General features: G+C 34.2%; 10 protein-coding genes and 1 rRNA gene. 4 read left to right on the top strand and 7 right to left on the bottom strand.

Annotation, left to right across the window (positions count from 1 at the left end; genetic code table 11):
* From CLORY_RS20205 to rpoN, 4 genes are all read right to left on the bottom strand, one after another.
* A 16S ribosomal RNA gene (locus tag CLORY_RS20205) occupies positions 1 to 131 on the bottom strand; the annotation flags it as partial.
* A gap of 771 nt (positions 132 to 902) precedes the next feature.
* On the bottom strand, positions 903 to 2522 hold the full coding sequence (gene ptsP, locus CLORY_RS20200; protein ID WP_207652243.1) for a phosphoenolpyruvate--protein phosphotransferase: 1620 nt from the start codon (positions 2520 to 2522) through the stop codon (positions 903 to 905).
* Positions 2523 to 2543: 21 nt separating this feature from the next.
* Positions 2544 to 2810 (bottom strand): HPr family phosphocarrier protein, encoded by a 267-nt coding sequence (locus CLORY_RS20195; RefSeq protein WP_079427933.1) that lies wholly within the window; start codon positions 2808 to 2810, stop codon positions 2544 to 2546.
* Positions 2811 to 3326: 516 nt separating this feature from the next.
* A complete protein-coding gene (gene rpoN / locus CLORY_RS20190) occupies positions 3327 to 4712 on the bottom strand; it encodes an RNA polymerase factor sigma-54 (RefSeq protein ID WP_079427931.1) in 1386 nt (461 codons plus the stop codon).
* 214 nt (positions 4713 to 4926) lie between these two features.
* Here rpoN and CLORY_RS20185 point away from each other — a divergent pair, with 214 nt between their 5' ends.
* Together CLORY_RS20185 and CLORY_RS20180 are read left to right on the top strand one after the other, a co-directional pair.
* Complete coding sequence (locus tag CLORY_RS20185) at positions 4927 to 6933, top strand: sigma 54-interacting transcriptional regulator (RefSeq protein ID WP_079427929.1); 2007 nt, start codon at positions 4927 to 4929, stop codon at positions 6931 to 6933.
* A gap of 220 nt (positions 6934 to 7153) precedes the next feature.
* Positions 7154 to 9208, top strand: a complete 2055-nt coding sequence (locus CLORY_RS20180) for a lectin like domain-containing protein (RefSeq protein WP_079427927.1) — start codon at positions 7154 to 7156, stop codon at positions 9206 to 9208.
* A gap of 86 nt (positions 9209 to 9294) precedes the next feature.
* Here CLORY_RS20180 and CLORY_RS20175 read toward each other — a convergent pair whose 3' ends face one another.
* Together CLORY_RS20175 and CLORY_RS20170 are read right to left on the bottom strand one after the other, a co-directional pair.
* The gene (locus CLORY_RS20175) at positions 9295 to 11688 is read right to left on the bottom strand and encodes a WD40/YVTN/BNR-like repeat-containing protein (RefSeq protein WP_079427925.1); all 2394 of its coding nucleotides are present in this window, start codon (positions 11686 to 11688) and stop codon (positions 9295 to 9297) included.
* 336 nt (positions 11689 to 12024) lie between these two features.
* Positions 12025 to 14091: a glycoside hydrolase family 31 protein gene (locus tag CLORY_RS20170; protein ID WP_079427923.1), complete on the bottom strand. Its 2067-nt coding sequence runs from the start codon at positions 14089 to 14091 to the stop codon at positions 12025 to 12027.
* A gap of 245 nt (positions 14092 to 14336) precedes the next feature.
* Between CLORY_RS20170 and CLORY_RS20165 the strand changes: the two genes are divergently transcribed.
* Positions 14337 to 15215 carry a helix-turn-helix domain-containing protein gene (locus tag CLORY_RS20165; RefSeq protein WP_079427921.1) on the top strand — a complete coding sequence of 293 codons (879 nt, stop codon included), beginning with the start codon at positions 14337 to 14339 and terminating at the stop codon, positions 15213 to 15215.
* A gap of 3 nt (positions 15216 to 15218) precedes the next feature.
* On the opposite strand, the gene CLORY_RS20160 is transcribed toward CLORY_RS20165, so the two are convergent.
* The gene (locus CLORY_RS20160; RefSeq protein WP_079427919.1) at positions 15219 to 17147 is read right to left on the bottom strand and encodes an alpha-L-arabinofuranosidase C-terminal domain-containing protein; all 1929 of its coding nucleotides are present in this window, start codon (positions 17145 to 17147) and stop codon (positions 15219 to 15221) included.
* A 303-nt stretch (positions 17148 to 17450) separates the two neighbouring features.
* Here CLORY_RS20160 and CLORY_RS20155 point away from each other — a divergent pair, with 303 nt between their 5' ends.
* Positions 17451 to 17912 (top strand): helix-turn-helix transcriptional regulator, encoded by a 462-nt coding sequence (locus CLORY_RS20155; RefSeq protein ID WP_079427917.1) that lies wholly within the window; start codon positions 17451 to 17453, stop codon positions 17910 to 17912.
* Positions 17913 to 18050 lie beyond the last annotated feature (138 nt).

Below are 18050 nucleotides of genomic sequence, written 5' to 3'. Positions count from 1 at the left end.
CCCTCTATGAGGCAGGTTACCCACGTGTTACTCACCCGTCCGCCGCTAGAGACCGAAGTCTCTCGCTCGACTTGCATGTGTTAGGCACGCCGCCAGCGTTCGTCCTGAGCCAGGATCAAACTCTCAATTTAAAAGTTTGTCTTGCTCTTACTTACTTTATCTCAAGTATCTCTTTCGAGATCTCTCAGAATTGTCGGTTTATTTTACCTTTTTCCTCTGTTCAATTTTCAAAGACCATAGTCATTTCAATATAAACTTCGCATTACTTTGTCAGCTGCGTCGCTGTGGTGCTCATTGGCAATTAGCCAACTCCGCTCCGCGCTCCTTGCTTTCGCGTACTGCTCGTTTCTATTGAAACTCCAAAGAGTGCTAACATCTAGTTGACGTTTCTACGTCTTCCTTTAAATTAAGCATTTCTTTGTTTCTACTGTTTTCGCTAACCTGTCGTTAAGCGACTTTTACATCTTAGCATGTCCATTTCTTAATGTCAAGACATTTTTCGAAGTTTTTTTACTTCGTTTTCGGACAGCTTTCATATATTAACATGGTTGTTTTTCCGTGTCAATATATTTTTTGAAGTATTTTTTATTGGACTTTCCTTCCGGAAACCCCTCGTCTGTACTTCAGCACCAGACGGTTTTTATATAATATCACATTACCTGCATATGTTCTCTATTAGATTCATGTTTTAATAAGTTTATGCTGTGTATAATCATTTATTCGTCATTTTTCTTTATATATGGCATATTGATACACATGGAACTGTTTTATGCAATAAATACATCAACCAATGTAATATAAAGGTGTTTCCGCACCAATTTAGGAAACACCTTTTCTTCTTATCTGTTATGTTACAGTTTATATATTCACTTTTCAATAAATATTATTCTGCAGTTCAGAAATTAATTATTTATAATAATTTGTCTTGCTTTAAGTATTGAAGAAGCACTCATTGAAAATTCATCGAGGCCATATTCCAGTAGTGTAGTTATAGCTTCTTCATCTCCAGCCATTTCTCCGCACATGCCGCACCATTTTCCTTCTTTATGTGCTGCATCTATAGCCATTCTTATCAATCTAAGAACTGCAGGATGCATAGGATTGTAAAGATATGATACACTTTCATTCATTCTATCTACCGCAACAGTATATTGAATAAGGTCATTCGTGCCGATACTAAAGAAATCAACATGTTTTGCAAGTTCATCAGCAATAATGGCTGCAGCAGGTATTTCTATCATAATTCCTATTTCAATATTCTCGTTATATGATTTGCCTTCACTGCTAAGTTCTTTCATACATTCTTTCAGAACATCCTTAGCTTTTATTGTTTCCTCTAACGAACTTATCATCGGAAACATGATCTGAATTCTTCCATGTGCTGATGCTCTAAGAATTGCTCTAAGCTGGGTTTTAAAGATATCCTGCCTGTCAAGACATAACCTTATAGCTCTATAGCCTAGGAATGGATTCATTTCTACCTGAAGCGGCAAATATGACAATTTCTTGTCTCCACCGATATCTAGAGTTCTGATTACTACAGGCTTTCCTTCCATCTTCTCAGCCACATATTTATATGCTTCATATTGTTCTTCTTCGGAAGGTAACTCCCCCCTATCCATATATAAAAACTCCGTTCTAAAAAGGCCTATTCCCTCGCCGCCATTTTCTATAACTTTATGCACATCCTGCGGAGCTCCTATGTTTCCTGCAACTATTACTTCTTTTCCTGCTTTGGTTACAGTTTTTGTATTAGCAAGTTTTTTAAGTTCCAACTTTTCTTTCTGAAGTTCCAATTTCTTCTTTTCATATATTTTTATAGTCTCTTTATCTGGGTTTATAATGACTTTTCCGGCTACTCCATCTACAATAACTATATCCCCAGTTTTTACGCTTAAGGTAATATCCTCTATGCCTACCACCGCTGGAATTTCTAATGTTCTTGCCATAATAGCACTATGAGATGTTCGTCCTCCTATATCTGTTAAAAAACCGATTACCTTATTTTTATCTAGTTGTGCAGTATCCGAAGGTGTTAAATCATGAGCTACTACAACTGTATTATCTTCAAGGTTATCTAAACTAGCATAAATACTTCCTGTAAGATTTCTAAGTAGCCTGTCCTTTACATCTCTTAAGTCAGCCGCTCTTTCTCTCATGTATTCATCTTCCATATCTGAAAACATGTCCAAATACATATCCATAACTGTATTAACTGCAATTTCAGCATTTAACTGTTCTGATTCTATATTTTGCATTGCAGCACCAATAAATTCCGGATCATCAAGTATCATAAGATGACTCTCAAAAACCTCAGCTTCACCTTCCCCGATTTCGGAAGCTGTCCTTTCCTTAATTTCTAAAAGCTGCTGCCTTGATTTTTCTATAGCTTCTTCAAGCCGCCTTTTCTCTTCCTCTTTATCTATTTCTGTCTTTTTTGCTATAACTATTTGTTCATTAACTTTCAAAAAAACTCTTCCAATGGCATAACCACTTGAAGCAGCAATTCCCTTTTTCATCATATCGCCTCTCACTTACAAATTCTATTCCTCACCAAATTTAGATTCCACTAGCTTTATCAATGTGTCAACTGCCTCAGCAGCATCATCACCATCAGCTGAAATAGTAATATTACTATCCTTTGTTATTCCTAATGATAAAATATTAAGCATTGATTTTGCATTACCTTTGCTTGTACCTTTAGAAACCATTATGTTAGATTTAAACTTTGATGCCGTACTTACAAACAAAGAGGCTGGTCTCGCATGTATCCCCGAATTATTCATTACTATTATATCTTTTGATATCATTATTTTATCCTCCTAGAAATAGTATTAATATCTATGTAATATATTAAAGCAATTTCTATGCCAAATTAGTCCTCATATATAAAAAAACTTAAGATTGGGTCAAATAGTGATTTTGTCAGTATAACAAAAATAGCTGAATTCATATTATTCATTGTTATCGTTGATAAATTTTATCATATTTTAAACCTCTTTTATCTTTTTTCTATTGCAAGTAAAGCTGTATATAGCGAATTTACTTCATTGAAGGCATTGATATTTTTTATCAACTTTATAATTATAATATTGCTATTTTTATCAACAAATTTATTTTATTAATTCCATTACCGTTCTATCTTAATTCACTAACTTCAGAATTTATTATCGTTTCTTTTTTAAGGATTATCTTTTTTGCTTTATATAATAGTATCTTAGCATTAGCCAAAGATTATCCACAATTGGTAAAACACATAATTTCCTTAAGACTGAAAAAATTTGATCACAGTTGCTGCTGTCACTCAATCACAATAATAAAAATAATTAATATTTTTTTCTCTTGCTTGAAGACATTATTCCCATGCCTTCCCTATACTTTGCTACAGTTCTCCTAGATATCTCTATTTTTCTGCTGACCAATATATCACATATATCTTGATCAGACATTGGCTTGGATTTATCTTCATTATCAATCATCTTCTTTATTTCAGTTTTAATATGATTTATTGATACATTATCATCTGTTAATTTTGACTCTATGCCAGTAGAAAATAAATCTTTTATTTTTACAGTTCCATAGGGAGTACCTATATATTTATCTCTTATGGCTCTGCTTACAGTGGATTCGTGAATTTCCAACCTTGATGCTATATCTGCAATTATCATAGGCTTTAAATATTGCTCTCCAGCTTCAAAATATTTTCGCTGAATGTCAATTATAACCATTAAAATGTTATATATAGTTTTATTTCTATTCTCTATGCCCTTTATTAAATAAACAGCACTATTGAGTTTATTTTTTATAAACTCAGACACTTCTTCATTTGTCTGAGTTTTAATGAGCTTCTTATAACTTTCACTAATAGTTAACCTTGGAAGAAAGTTATCGTTCATTATAATATAAAAATCATCCCCGATACTTTTAATATAAGCCTCAGGTATAACAAAACTTTCAAGTTCTCCAGTAAAAAATCCTCTTGAAGGCTTTGGTTCTAAAGTTTTTATTAGATCACAATATTCCTGAGTTTTCTTCGTATCTATTCCTAGATTTTTAGCTATCTGCTTAATTTTATTTTGAGCAACAAGTTCTAAGTAATCATCTATTATCTTATATATTTTAGGTTCCTCTATACCACTATTAATTAACTGTATTTTTAAACATTCTTTCAAATTTCTAGCTGCTATACCGCATGGCTGAAGATTTTGTACTAGTGTAAGGGCATAGTTCGCTTCTTCAATAGAAATTCGTAAATTGCCAGCTACTTCCTCAACTGTGCAATCTAAATATCCTCTATCATCAAGATTATCTACTATATAATTACATGCACGAATAACTTGATTTTCTTCTTGTAAATCAATAATTTGTTCAGATAAATATTGTCTTAATGTACCTTTTTCTTTAATAAAACTTATTATTTCTTTACGTTCATTCGATGCAGTGTTATAAGTTGTCTCACTAAAATCATCCTTATCCATAGTATTAATAAGCATATTAAAGTCAATATCTTCGTTCTCTACTAAATAATCATCATTCATCTGTATATCATCTTCTTGAGTCGTTTCAAGCAGCGGATTTTCCTCCAATTCTTTAGTCACTTCCTGCTTAAGTTCAACTATTGGCATCTGAAGTATTTTCAATGATTGCTGCATTTCATGTGTAAGTATAAGTTTTTGCTGTTGTTGTATATTCTGAAACATACCAATATCCATTACGGACACCCCTTAAGTTAATTATTCTAATCGTTACCATTAGTGCTCAACTTATAGATTCTAGTTATCAACAATACAGTTTTCACAACCAGAATATTTCTCATCGAAAAACTCGTAGAAAATATAAATCATTCATATTATAATTATACTAATATTATTTATCAACTATCAACTCATTATGATATTTATATTAGTCAACTCCAAGGAGGGTAAAATGATTAAACATGCAGTTACAATTACTAATCCATTAGGCATTCATGTAAGAATTGCAGCAGAAATAGTTCATCATGCAGATGTGTTAAAACGAAAATATAATACTAGTTTATATGTAAGGAAATCCACAGATTCAGCTCCAATAGCCATTAGTATGATTGCTTTGCTGTCTCTGAGAATCGAAAAAGATGATATCGTGGAAGTTTCCTGTAAGGAAGATAGTGTTGAAGGAAGAAATGCTGTTATAGAGCTTAGTAATTATATAAGCAGGCTAGTTACAGATAAAAATGAGAACATGTACAAATTAGATAATATAATGGTACAAAGCAATATAGCTAATGAACAGATTCTGCAAAGCATCTCTGTAGGAATAGTAGTTGTTGATATAAATTCTTCCATAGTATCAATGAATAATTATGGTCTTAAGTTTCTAAACATGACTTTAGAAGAAGTAATAGGGAAAAATGTCTCAGATATTATTCCAACTTCAGATCTTTCAACAGTAATAAATAGTAGAAAAAAACACATAGGTACAACTCAAATTATTAACAATAAAGAAGTTTTAGTTACAAGATCTCCTATTTTTTCAGAAAATAAAGTTATTGGAGCGGTAGGAGTATTTCAGGATATTTCAGAATTAGTAGCAGTAAAAGAGTTAAATGAAAAATTTAGTAAGATACTTGAATGCAGCAGTGATTTAATTTGCTTTGTGGATGAGAATAGAAAAATAAGTTATTTAAATCCCTCGTATATGAAATATCTGCCACTCTCAAGTCAAGACGCATTAGGAAAAGATCTTAAGGATATATCTGCTGATGGACTCCGAATGAAAGTATTCAATACTAGAGAAAAAGTTGAAAATTATGTCTACCAAAAGGAAAACATTGATTTAATTTGTACTATAGAGCCTTTATTTATTGATAGAACTTTTAAAGGCATAATTTCGATTTTAAAACCAGTAGATCAAATTAAAAATTTATTATTAAAACTTGAACACTCTCAAGAAGAGTTAAATTATTATAAAAAAGAACTATTAAGACATTCAAAATTAAGTAACTCATTTGCGGACATAATAGGTTCCAACAGCAGCTTACAAGACAGCATTTTAATGGCTGAAAAGGCTTCTAAATCAATTTCTACGGTTCTTATCCGCGGAGAAAGCGGCACTGGAAAAGAATTGGTGGCAAAAGCGATCCACAACAACAGTAATCGCAAAGATAAGCCTTTTATAAGAGTCAACTGCGCTGCAATTCCAGAAAATTTGCTTGAAAGTGAATTATTCGGGTATGAAAAAGGAGCTTTTACAGGAGCTGTTAAAAACAAGCCTGGTAAATTTGCATTGGCTGACGGAGGAACTATTTTTCTCGATGAAATCGGAGATATGCCTATTTCAATGCAGGTTAAACTACTTAGAGTTCTACAAGAAAAAGAGTTTGAAAGTGTTGGCGGTATTGTTACCCAAAAAGTTGATACAAGAGTAATTGCCGCTACTAACAGGCCTCTTGAAGAAATGCTTAAAAGTGGTGAATTTAGAGAAGACCTATACTACAGACTAAATGTAATAACCATAATGCTTCCGCCTTTAAAAAGCAGAAAAGAGGATATATGTGAATTAACCGAGTATTTTATTAAAAAAATTAATAAAAAACTAGATAAGAATATTAAAGGAATCAGCAAGGAAGCTCTTAACTATTTGCATGACTACAATTGGCCAGGCAACATAAGAGAGCTTGAAAACATTATAGAACGTGCAATAAACATGTGTGAGAGTTCAGTTATAACTGAAAAAGATCTTCCTATTTATCTAACTAATATCATTCCTCAAAAGGAGTATACTCTAAGTTTTTCTGATGGGGATTTGCTTACAATGAAAGAATATGAAAAAGAAATAATATCTGCTGCGATGAAAAAATATAAAAGTTACAATAAGGCAGGAAAGGTTCTAGGTTTAACCCATAGAACCATATCATTAAAATGTGAAAAATATGGAATACCACATGAAAACTAAAAACTCAGCGGTTCTTACTTATTAAAGAATCGCTGAGTTTATTTCTTTCTTCTGATAAATTATTGCCTTGTTTCATTAATCATTAACAGTTCCAACTCTGTAAACACTTGCACAATATGTATAATGCCGTCGAACACTGGCTGCTTTTTTGCATATTATGTATTAGTGAATGCAATCAAATTTTGGAATTGCATTTACAATACAAAAGAGGTGATAAATTATGTCCGACCCTAAATTTACAGCACTACCAAAAAATAAAGATTTTTTGGATTACCTTGAATCAATAAAGCAGGGCAATGTATTGTCTTCCACTGAATCCAAACATTCTCTTGGTTCAGTACCTCCGGTTGTAGAACTACCAAAGTATCAAGTAAAACAAGATCAAAATGCAGAATTTCCTTCATACTATGACCTGCGTTCTGAAGGTAGGGTTACTCCTGTAAAAAATCAAAACCCTTTAGGAACCTGTTGGGCATTTGCTACGTTCGGTTCGCTGGAATCTAACCTTCTTCCAAATGAATTTACTGACCTTTCTGAAAATAATTTAATTAATAATCATGGATTTGATTGGACAGTTGACCAAGGAGGCAATCACGTTTTATCATCTGCCTATCTTACAAGATGGAGCGGTCCTATGGATGAAAAAGATGATCCTTATGCCGGTCAGGTGCATCCATCACCTTCTGATATTTATCCTATTAAGCATATACAGGAAATAAGATTGCTTCCCGCTAGACAAAATTATACTGATAATGATTATATAAAAAATGTACTAGTAAATTACGGTGCAATTCACGCAAGTATGCTATGGGACGATAATTATTATGATGAAAACTCAAATGCATATTACTATAATATTGCAGGCACTGGTACTAATCATGCAGTAACCATTATAGGATGGGATAATAATTTCAGCAGTTCTTACTTTAGTATCACTCCTCCAGGCGATGGAGCTTTTATAATCGAAAACAGTTGGGGTACAGACTGGGGAAGCAACGGTTATTTTTATATATCCTATTATGACGAAAGATTCGTTCCTAGAGCAGCGTATACCATTGCAGAATCAACTAATAACTATAAAGATATTTATCAATATGACCAATTTGGTTTTATAAATTCTTTAGGCTATACTGATTCAAGAAGTATATGGATGGCTAATATGTTTACTGCAATTTCAGATAATCCATTAACAGCAGTAAGTTTTTATACTCTATACCCCTCAACAGAATGCACTATCGAAGTTTATACAAATTGTCAAGACTTACCTGCCAGCGGCCAATTAGCAGCAACTAAGTCCTTTACTTCCAATATGATTGGTTATCAAACAGTGAAACTAGATAGTCCATTAGCAATAGCAAATGGAACGAAATTTTCTATAGTAGTTAATCTTACTGTTCCAGCAGGGTATACAAGCTATGCTGCTGTAGAAGAAAAAATAGAAGGATTCAGCAGTAATGTAACAATAAATCCAGGCGAAAGTTTTCTTAGTAGTGATAAAGTTTCCTGGTTCGATCTTTCTCAGCAGCCTCCTTACGGGAACGTATGCCTAAAAGCCTTTACAGAATATATTCCTACTGCTGCAATTGTGAGCTTTGAGCCACTTACGAAAATAGTAACTAAACTGCCAACCTCAGAGTATAGTGATAATTTTATTATCAAAGTAATTATTAAATCCCTTCCAAGTGGACAAAATGTTCTTGGATTTCATGACACAGTAAGCTTTGATGCAAATTTATTACAGGCTGTTGGTTGTGAGATACCATCGGATTGTTTATTAAATCCAATTATAGGTGAGCCCATAATTGATATTAATAATCTATCAGGGACTATCGATTTCAATCTAGCTAGATCAGATACTGCATATCCCTCTAGTGATGGCGTTGTCTTTAATATAACATTAAAAGCTAAAGATAACGGAACAGCATCCCTATCTCACTCAATAGCTGATTTGAGAGACGATCAGGGTAACCCAATACTTGTATCAGCTGAAAATTGCAGTATTGACATCATTAGCAGCTTTATAGGTGATTTTAACTATGACGGCAAAATTGATTTTGAAGATCTGTTATTATTTGCCAAAGCATGGAATCATAAAACAGGAGATATTGGCTGGGAAAATGCTACTGCTGGTTTATATGGAACACCTTACAAAGAAAAAGATATCGGACCAGCTACCGGAACTCCACCTGATTTAAATGTCACTCCTGATAATATAGTTGACTTAAAAGATTATCTAGTATTTGTCGAGATGTGGAAGTGGATATGGAGAAGTTAAGGAACCCCGTAAGCTGAAAATTCTATACTCTTCTGTACCCACAAAGAAGGAGCTGACTTAAAATCAGCTCCTTACTTTTTTAGTCTCTAGGAAACTATATCTCCATATACTAAACCTCTAGTACCTGTGGCAACATAAATGCGTCCAAACACTCTTGGATCACCAGTAATAGAACGAATATCACCATATTGATGCTTATCGTCATTTATTCTAAGCCAAGTTGTTCCTTCATCATGGGATCTATAAAAACCATATTCTCCGTTTATCGTTCCACTTGTGAAAAGAGTTTTGATTTCACTTCCATACATTGGTTTTCCAAGTCCAATTCTCTTTATGTAGTCACCAGGCTCTGAAACTCTATCTCCAGAAAATGAATTACTTGAACTATCATATGTAATTTTCCATAGTCCAAATTCATTCATGGCCATCCATATGGTGCCCTCTTTACCGGATTCAACTCTTATCTCATAATCCTGTTTACTGTCAATACCAGCAAGATTCACTTCTGGGAATCCAACCGGTGCTTTAACTTGATTGAAGGTTGCACCTTTATCTAGACTCACATAAAAACCCTGTCCGTTTTTATTATCACTAAAGCCATAGAAAATATTAGGATTTACTCTATCCGACATCACCTTAAATTCTAAATCTGCTTCAGTAATAAGCTCACGTTTAGAATTATATACTTTAGTTTGTGTCCAGTTTTTACCTTCATCCTTTGAATATACAATTCTTGAAGCAAATATAGGAAGTCCAAGTTCCCATAGGATAGTCTCTCCGTCAGCAGATATAGCTGTCCATCCAGAAGTTACATTTGGAACCTTCAAATATTTAATTAACTCATCTAGATCATTATTGATACCAACCGGATCAGTTAATTGTTCCCAAGTACGTCCCTGATCATGAGTTATTATAAGTCCACCCTTCGTTTTACCTGTCCAGTTTCCTCTAGCTGCAGTAACTATAATGTTTGAATTGCAGTCTGGATAATCTGCATTCATTGCTGTTATCCATCTATCATTGTTACTGTTAGCAAAAGTATTTTCAGCAGGTTTATCCAGATCAGTAAATACAAAGCCGCCGTAATCTCCAATAATATCAATAACCTTAACGTCACCTGCGGTCGGGGAATATATATTTAGATGAACCGTTTCCTCTACGCCTTTATCACAGCATGCCCAAGTAACATCTTCATCTTTATCAGCCCTAGTCAGATCTTTGGTCATAAATATACCTGCCCCTGTATTAAATAGAGCCATATCACTATTAAATGGATTTATTTTCAAATCAGACATCCAGTGTATCAGCGAATCATTTCCATTATATTTAGGCTTCTGATAAGAAACATTAAAATCTATCCTTCCTACTTTTAGTCCGCACATTATTGGTTTCCAGGTTAATCCGTAATCCGTTGAACGATAAATCGTATCAGGTTTAGCTGTTATTGTAGAGCATATTAATGTCCCTGGATGATTAGGATCTGCGCAGATTCCGCTGATGCCGTAACCAACTCTCCTATCCGGCACTTCAGAATCATGATAATTGGGTTGTATTATGTTTTGAGGCGTAATGTCTAAGGCTTCTATCACTTCCCCGTTTTCATCAAGTTCAAAACGGAAAAGTGCACCATCATAGCACAGTCCTGTATCGCATCCGTAAGTATTCCAATTTGACCAGCCTATATTGTAGGCCGCATAGGATATATATAAATATTTATCTATAAAAGTTGCTCGCTGTCCAACATATCCAGGATAATCCTTTGAGCCTCCGATAACTGGTGCAGGTTCTCCTTTTAGTGGTTTAAAGGTAGCTCCCGAATCGTTACTTATATAAACACTTTGTCCACGTACATTATTTCCAGGTGAACCCATTTGTCCGTTTGTAGCAGCTATTATTCTTGTTGAACCCTTCCCTTTTCCACCGCTGGAAGGATCGATTTCTACAAAAGAAATATTTCTTTCTGATGCTTTTCCGGGATAAGCCACAGTAAGCTTAGTCCAAGTTTTGCAGCGATCGGTGGTTTTCCATAATCCATCCTCCATCGTACCCATATATAAAACATTAGAATTATTGGGATCTACTACAAGTCTTTCTCCAGTAGATCTTCCTGGTGCATTTCCATGTATTGTTGCTGTATTCCCTTTTTCATCTACTATAGGTGAATCAAAATATATCCAATGAGCACCATAGTCTTCAGAAAAAGCTATTTTATGGTTAGGATATAGGCCAACCATAGTATAAATATAGCTTGGATTCTGTCTGTCTAGTGCTATTGAAAGAGGATAAGTTTCCCAAACATCACGATCAGTAGCATGATCCACTAATGATATCCAGCTTTCCTTTTCAAAATCATATCTATAATTCCCTCCAATGTCTGTCCTGCAATATAGAATGTTAGGTGTTGTTGGATGAAAAACAAAACCTGTAACAAATCCACCTCCAGGTACAGAGATCGGTTTATACACATATTTTTCTGCCATTCTTGTTACCTCCCTTTAAAAAGATTGTAAATATATAAATTGTGAACTAAAAGTAAAGAGAAAAGAGTAAAGAGAAAAATGAAGGTTAAAATTCAGCAGTGCTGAATTTTGATTGTATAGATAATCTTAATTATTTTAATAATCCTTTTGGAATACTAGGTATAGTCCTAGTTTTTAAAAAGTTATCTGCTGCTTATCAGATTTAAATTCTCAGAAATTCTGCACAGCAGAGTTTCGTCCTTCACTTTTCTCTCTTCTCTTTACTCTTTTCTCTTATCTTAGTTTGCATTACATTTAATTTTTCACCTTCATTCCTCATTTTCTAATTCTTAATCATTAATATATAGGATAATCCTTCTCTGCTCTTATAAATAAAGGAATTTCATCAATTGGTGCTTCCACAGTAATAGTTTGACCACCTTGTAATATCTCATTAGTCTTAGCATTCTTCCAGGCTTGATTTTTAGGAAGATAAACTTCTCTGCTTCTCTGACCTAACTCAAATACAGGTGCTACAAGAATATCAGGGCCGAACATATATTGTGTCTCTGCATTCCAGCAAGCGGCATCCTCCGGGAATTCATAGAACATCGTACGCATTACTGGTGTTCCTTTTTCATGAGCTTCTTCCATACAGGTTCTTATATATGGGCGAAGTCTCTCGCGCATCTCAATATAGTTTTTCATAATTTCATAATTCTCTTCTCCAAAGCTCCAGATTTCATTATCACTGCCTGTAAACATCTGTGTTACACCGTCAATAACCGCCTGCTCTGGCTCAATATGCGGAACACGTTCGCCATGTAGACGGAATACTGGCGAGAACACACCAAATGCAAACCAGCGAAGCAGTAATTCATGGAAATTCTTGTCCTCTACATATCCACCTAGAAATCCTCCAATATCTGTTGTCCACCAAGGGATACCGGCTATACCCATATTTAGTCCGATTTGAAGCTGTTCCCTCATAGCTCTAAAGGTTGAGGAAACATCGCCTGACCATATAAGTGCACCGTATCTCTGACTACCTGCCCATGCAGAACGTACTAAGTTACAGATGTTCTTTTGGCCTTCAGCAGTCATTCCATCATAGTAGCCTTTTGCATACATAGCCGGATATATATTGGTACACTGAAGGGCTGGACCCTGATAGTATCTATAGTTATCAAAATCATAAGGACCATATTCAGGCTCAGCTTCATCTAACCAGAACAAACGGACCCCCTTATCATAATAGTTCTTCTTGGAAACCTGCCATACATATTCTCTTGCACCAGGGTGTGTAGCATCAAAAAATACAGTCTCTCCCATCCAATTCATATTTATGTTCATACCTCTGTCAGCTGAGACTAAATATCCTTCTTTAGACATATGTTCAAAATTTTCTGAGCGACTGTCCACAGTAGGCCATACGGATACCATAAGTTCAATGCCCATATCCTTTAATTCAGCTATCATCGCATCAGGATCCGGCCAATCTCTTGGTTCGAATTTGAAATCCCCCTGCTTTGTCCAATGGAAGAAATCAATAACTATAACATCTATAGGAATACCACGGCGTTTATATTCTCTAGCTACTTTAAGCAGTTCATCTTGTGTACGATACCTAAGCTTACATTGCCAGAAACCCATCCCGTATTCAGGCATCATAGGAACCTTTCCAACAGCATCTGCATACTGCTGTTCTATCTGAGCAGGAGTTTTACCAGCCGTAATGAAATAATCCAGCTTCTTTGTATTTTCAGCAACCCATTCAGTACGGTTAGTAGCAAAAGTCACAGTTCCAATTGCAGGATTGTTCCAAAGCAAACCATACCCTCTATTTGATAACATGAATGGTACACTTGCCTGACCATTACGATGAGCTAATTCTAAAGTAGCTCCTTTCTTATTCAAAACCTTTTCCTGGTATTGTCCAAGTCCATAAATCCTTTCATCATCATAGGCTTCAAAACGTAACGTTATTCTATAATCACTAGTTCCAATAATAGGTTTTAGTTCCCTGCCCTCAATACGCAGCGGTATACAATATCTATCGATGCGCTCTCTATCACGCCAATACTCTTCCGTAAGTATCCTTCCGTCACTGTTTTTGAAAGTAAGCCATCCTTCACCATTAAAAGAAGCTATTATTTCACCATTTTGAATAGAAGCTATTTGAGTCTTTTGAGCTTTTTCAGCTCTTTCCTCTTCTTTTATCCAAGGTTCTGCTAGTTCAATATCATCTATAGATATTTTAGCTGAAGCAGCTTTAGGTGTATCAATAAGTGCCCAATCATTGGTATCCATATTTGCTTCTTTAGTTACACGAACGCGCAGAGAATTTTCTCCCCATGGTTCTATCCAAATAGTTTCAACGCCAGCTCTTCCTATTAAACGATTTCCACTTTGCGTAAATCTCATCTTTCTCCTCCTCATATATACGAATTTATGCAGATAACAAATTTCAGCTATTAATTTACATGCAATAAAAGATCCTTTACATTTGATATTTTGTCTCATGCGGATTAATTTTTCTTATTTATTATCTATAATATTGTTACTAAAGTATTTATTATCTATAATTGTATTATATTCATTATTTATAACTAATACTTTAAGTAAATTGCTAATTAATAACACAATATTGTTAATAAGGGGGATAAAGCTTGAAATCTAAAATGTTTCTTAAAGAAAAAACCATACATGGCACAGCACTCGTACCTATTGCAATTCATCATTTAAGTTATAGTTCAAATATAGATAACTTTTTTTATCTGCACTGGCACTATGAATTTGAGTTTATTGTAGTATTAGAAGGTGCAATTGTCTACACGATTGAAGACAAAGAATATCGAGTCATGGCCGGGCAAGGCTTGTATATTCATTCTAATCAGTTGCATGCTGCAAGGTCCTATAATGGAATGCATTGTGAAGCGTGTGTAGTGCTGTTTCATCCAAATTTATTTGGTAACAATAAGCAAGGAGCTACATATTCAAAATTTGTCTATCCAATTTTAAATAGTCAAATTGAATTTGATAATTATTTTAAACCTGAAAAGCCTTGGCAAAAATCAGTGATTGAATTAATTAAGAAAATAGATGAGTTGAGAGATTTAAGTTTGTCTGAAAATGAACTGCTTCTAAAAAGCAGGTTATTTGAGATATGGCATTTGTGCTACCAAAATTCAATACCAACTTCTCCTAAGCTTAAGGAAAAGAAAAACTATAAAATAGAAAGAATGCAGCCTGTATTGGATTATATACATACTAATTATAAGGAGGAAATTTCGTTAATGGATTTGGCTAAAATTCTTCCTATGAGTGAAGGACAATTCTGTCACACCTTCAAGGAAGTAATGAACATGCCCCCTATTGCGTATGTTATTCGCTACAGAATTTTGCAAAGCTGCAGTCTGCTTACTGAAACTGATTATAAAATAGCTGATATTGCTAGAAGCGTCGGCTTTAACAATATCAGCTATTTTAATAGAGAATTTATAAAAGCTATTGGCTGCTCGCCAAGCAAGTATAGGAAAGAAGAATAAAAATTAATGTTTTATAAACATCTTAATAATATGAAATGATTTAGCATTCACTGCGTAATCCATATTTTCTTCTACCTTTATGTGATGCTTTTGAGGTACAACATTGAAAGGCTTGTCAATTGAATTCACATCATGTTCATTCCCTTCCATGATACATACCTCACCGTCTTTACCTAAAGCAAAGTCGCTGTCTAGCTTAACATGAACAGTATGTTCTGTAGTATTTACCAGCTTTACAATTACAGCTTGCTCCTCTTTATCATAGGAAACATTAAAGGGTATTTCTTCTTCATCATTTATTACTTGTAATACATCTGTTCCCATAAATGTACTATACATTTTCTGAACATAGTAGCTAGGACTTCCATATGAATGTTCACCATCAAACCATATCATATCAGGAGACCACTGCACATAGCCTAATCTTGCGAAAAGCGGTGCATAACATGCAAGTACCACTACATCAGCGTTTCTCTCGATTCCAGTAAGAAATGCAGCTTCTGAAAGAGCCGCACCCCAGTTATTAATGCAATTGTCATTATGAGCTGCATACTCTCCTGCAAACACTTTAACATCTCTTGGATACTTGTCATAAAAATGTATATTCGAACAAAGCCACTCTGGTTTAACATAATAATGCTCATCCACTGCATATACAAAATCAGCGTTTTCCTTTGCCTGTTTATGATAAAACTCCCACGCACTGCTATATTTTTCAGATGTAATGTCCGGTCCAGCTGAACCGATTAACTTAATGGATGGATATTTTTCATGGATAGCTTCTTCAAATAGCTGATACCGCTTGAAAAAATCCACCCTTTCCGTTTCCCATTGTTCGTTACCTATTCCTATCATTTCAAGTTTAAAAGGTTCTGGATGACCCATTTGCATTCTTATATGTCCCCAATAGGAATTCGCGTCTCCATTAGCAAACTCAATTAAGTCTAGAGCATCAGTGATAAATTCTTGAAATGCAGCATCCTCAACCTCCACTAGTTCTGTGGATTGATACTGACAAGCTAGTCCTACATTTACAACCGGAAGAGGTTTAGCTCCCAAATATTCACATAAAAGAAAATATTCATAATAACCAATTTCTAAACTCTGATTATAGTGACTGTACTTGCTTGTATAATTATTCTCTTCGCAATTTCCATGAACAGCCCAACGATTCCAGTTTAATTTTCTCTCTTCTGCTTTTCCTATGCTCTTTTTCCATTGATAACGATTATCGAGCGTATTTCCTTCAATAACGCAGCCTCCCGGAAATCTTAAAAACCCAGGTTGCATATCCTTCAGCAATCCCACCAAATCTCTGCGGAAAAGTCCCAAAACTGCATCAGAAGGTATCATGGATATAAAATCAAAACAAACTGTACCAGGTTTACTTAGTTTAACAACAAAAGTTCCATAAGATATTGACTGTTCACAAACTAGGTCCACTTGATATTTTGTCCATTCTTTGCTTATTGCTTCAGTTATTATAGTACTTGCTGCTATATTATTATCTTTTTCTATAAACACTTCAATTCTACTGAAGTAATCTTCGGATTTTGCATAAAAAGATATCTTATAGGATAAGCCTTTTTTCATACAGATACCATCATATGCTTTATTAGAAAAAGCTAGTTGTGTTTTTGTACCAGTAAACTCCAAATAATGGGGATTTATTTCATTCTGAGGATTTATTGATTGAATATTTAATTTAGCGCCATTAGCTGATTTTGGGTATGCACTCCAACCATAAAGTCCATCAAATGTCTGTTTGTAATTATCATTGTATCCTGATGACTCCAAAAACTCGAAAGAGCGGTTCTCAATCATTTCTGCATTAAGACCACCATCAAGACCATAATTTATATCTTCAAAAAAAAGGCCTATCATTTTCTTATTAATAGCTGCTCCATTTTTATCTGTTATCTTAATTTTCATAAGCATCACCCTTCAAATTTACTTTCATAATGTGCATTTTTATTTAAATGCAACAGCTGACATGATTAATAACTCTTTTCGGGCAGCATGTCCGTTACTAGTTTGTATATACAGTTAGCTGATATTTTCAGTATAATGAAGTAATTAATATTATTCAATTACATATCGTGTGCATATGGCGCTCAGTTTTCAAATGATTGGTTTCATTTCAAGTTAGAAACCTGTGACGAATCGTTCCTTAGCAAACTAAAAATTCCATTTAATCAAATAGTTCATATCGGGGATACTAACGAGCTGTCTATTATGATTAACAATATGTGCTATGAAACCTATGCATCAAATAGATATAAATCTGAAATTATAGAGCTATATTTAAAATTATTTTTTATAAAGCTAAGCAACAAAATACACAATAGTAACTATGACTTTTCCAATACGCACTACAACAAAATGTCTATCATACGCACAAAAATCTATAATCAACCATATAAAAACTGGAACATTAATAATTTGTCTCATGAGCTTACTATGAGTAGATCCTGCTTTCAGCATTTGTATAAAGATTTCTTCGGTGTAAGTCCGATGACAGATGTGATTATAAGTAGAATTGAGCACGCTAAGTATCTTCTTTCAACAACTGATATATCAGTCAAAAAAATTGCAGAAATGTGCGGATATAATAATGGAATTCACTTTATGAGACAATTTAAGAATCAAACAATGCTAACACCCACAGAGTATAGATCCAGTAAAAGAACCGGTTAAGAATTTTACTATAAAAAAATCCCCTACCGGGGACTATGAGTTTTAGAATGGAAAAGGTTCGTTCTCATCAACTAAATACGAACCTTCTTCTACTTTCTTTTCTCCTGAATAATAAAAATCTGCATCACAATTAGGGCA

It is taken from the genome of Clostridium oryzae, from assembly GCF_002029235.1.
Classification (GTDB): domain Bacteria; phylum Bacillota; class Clostridia; order Clostridiales; family Clostridiaceae; genus Clostridium_AE; species Clostridium_AE oryzae.
This window is presented reverse-complemented; position numbering and strand designations above follow the sequence as displayed.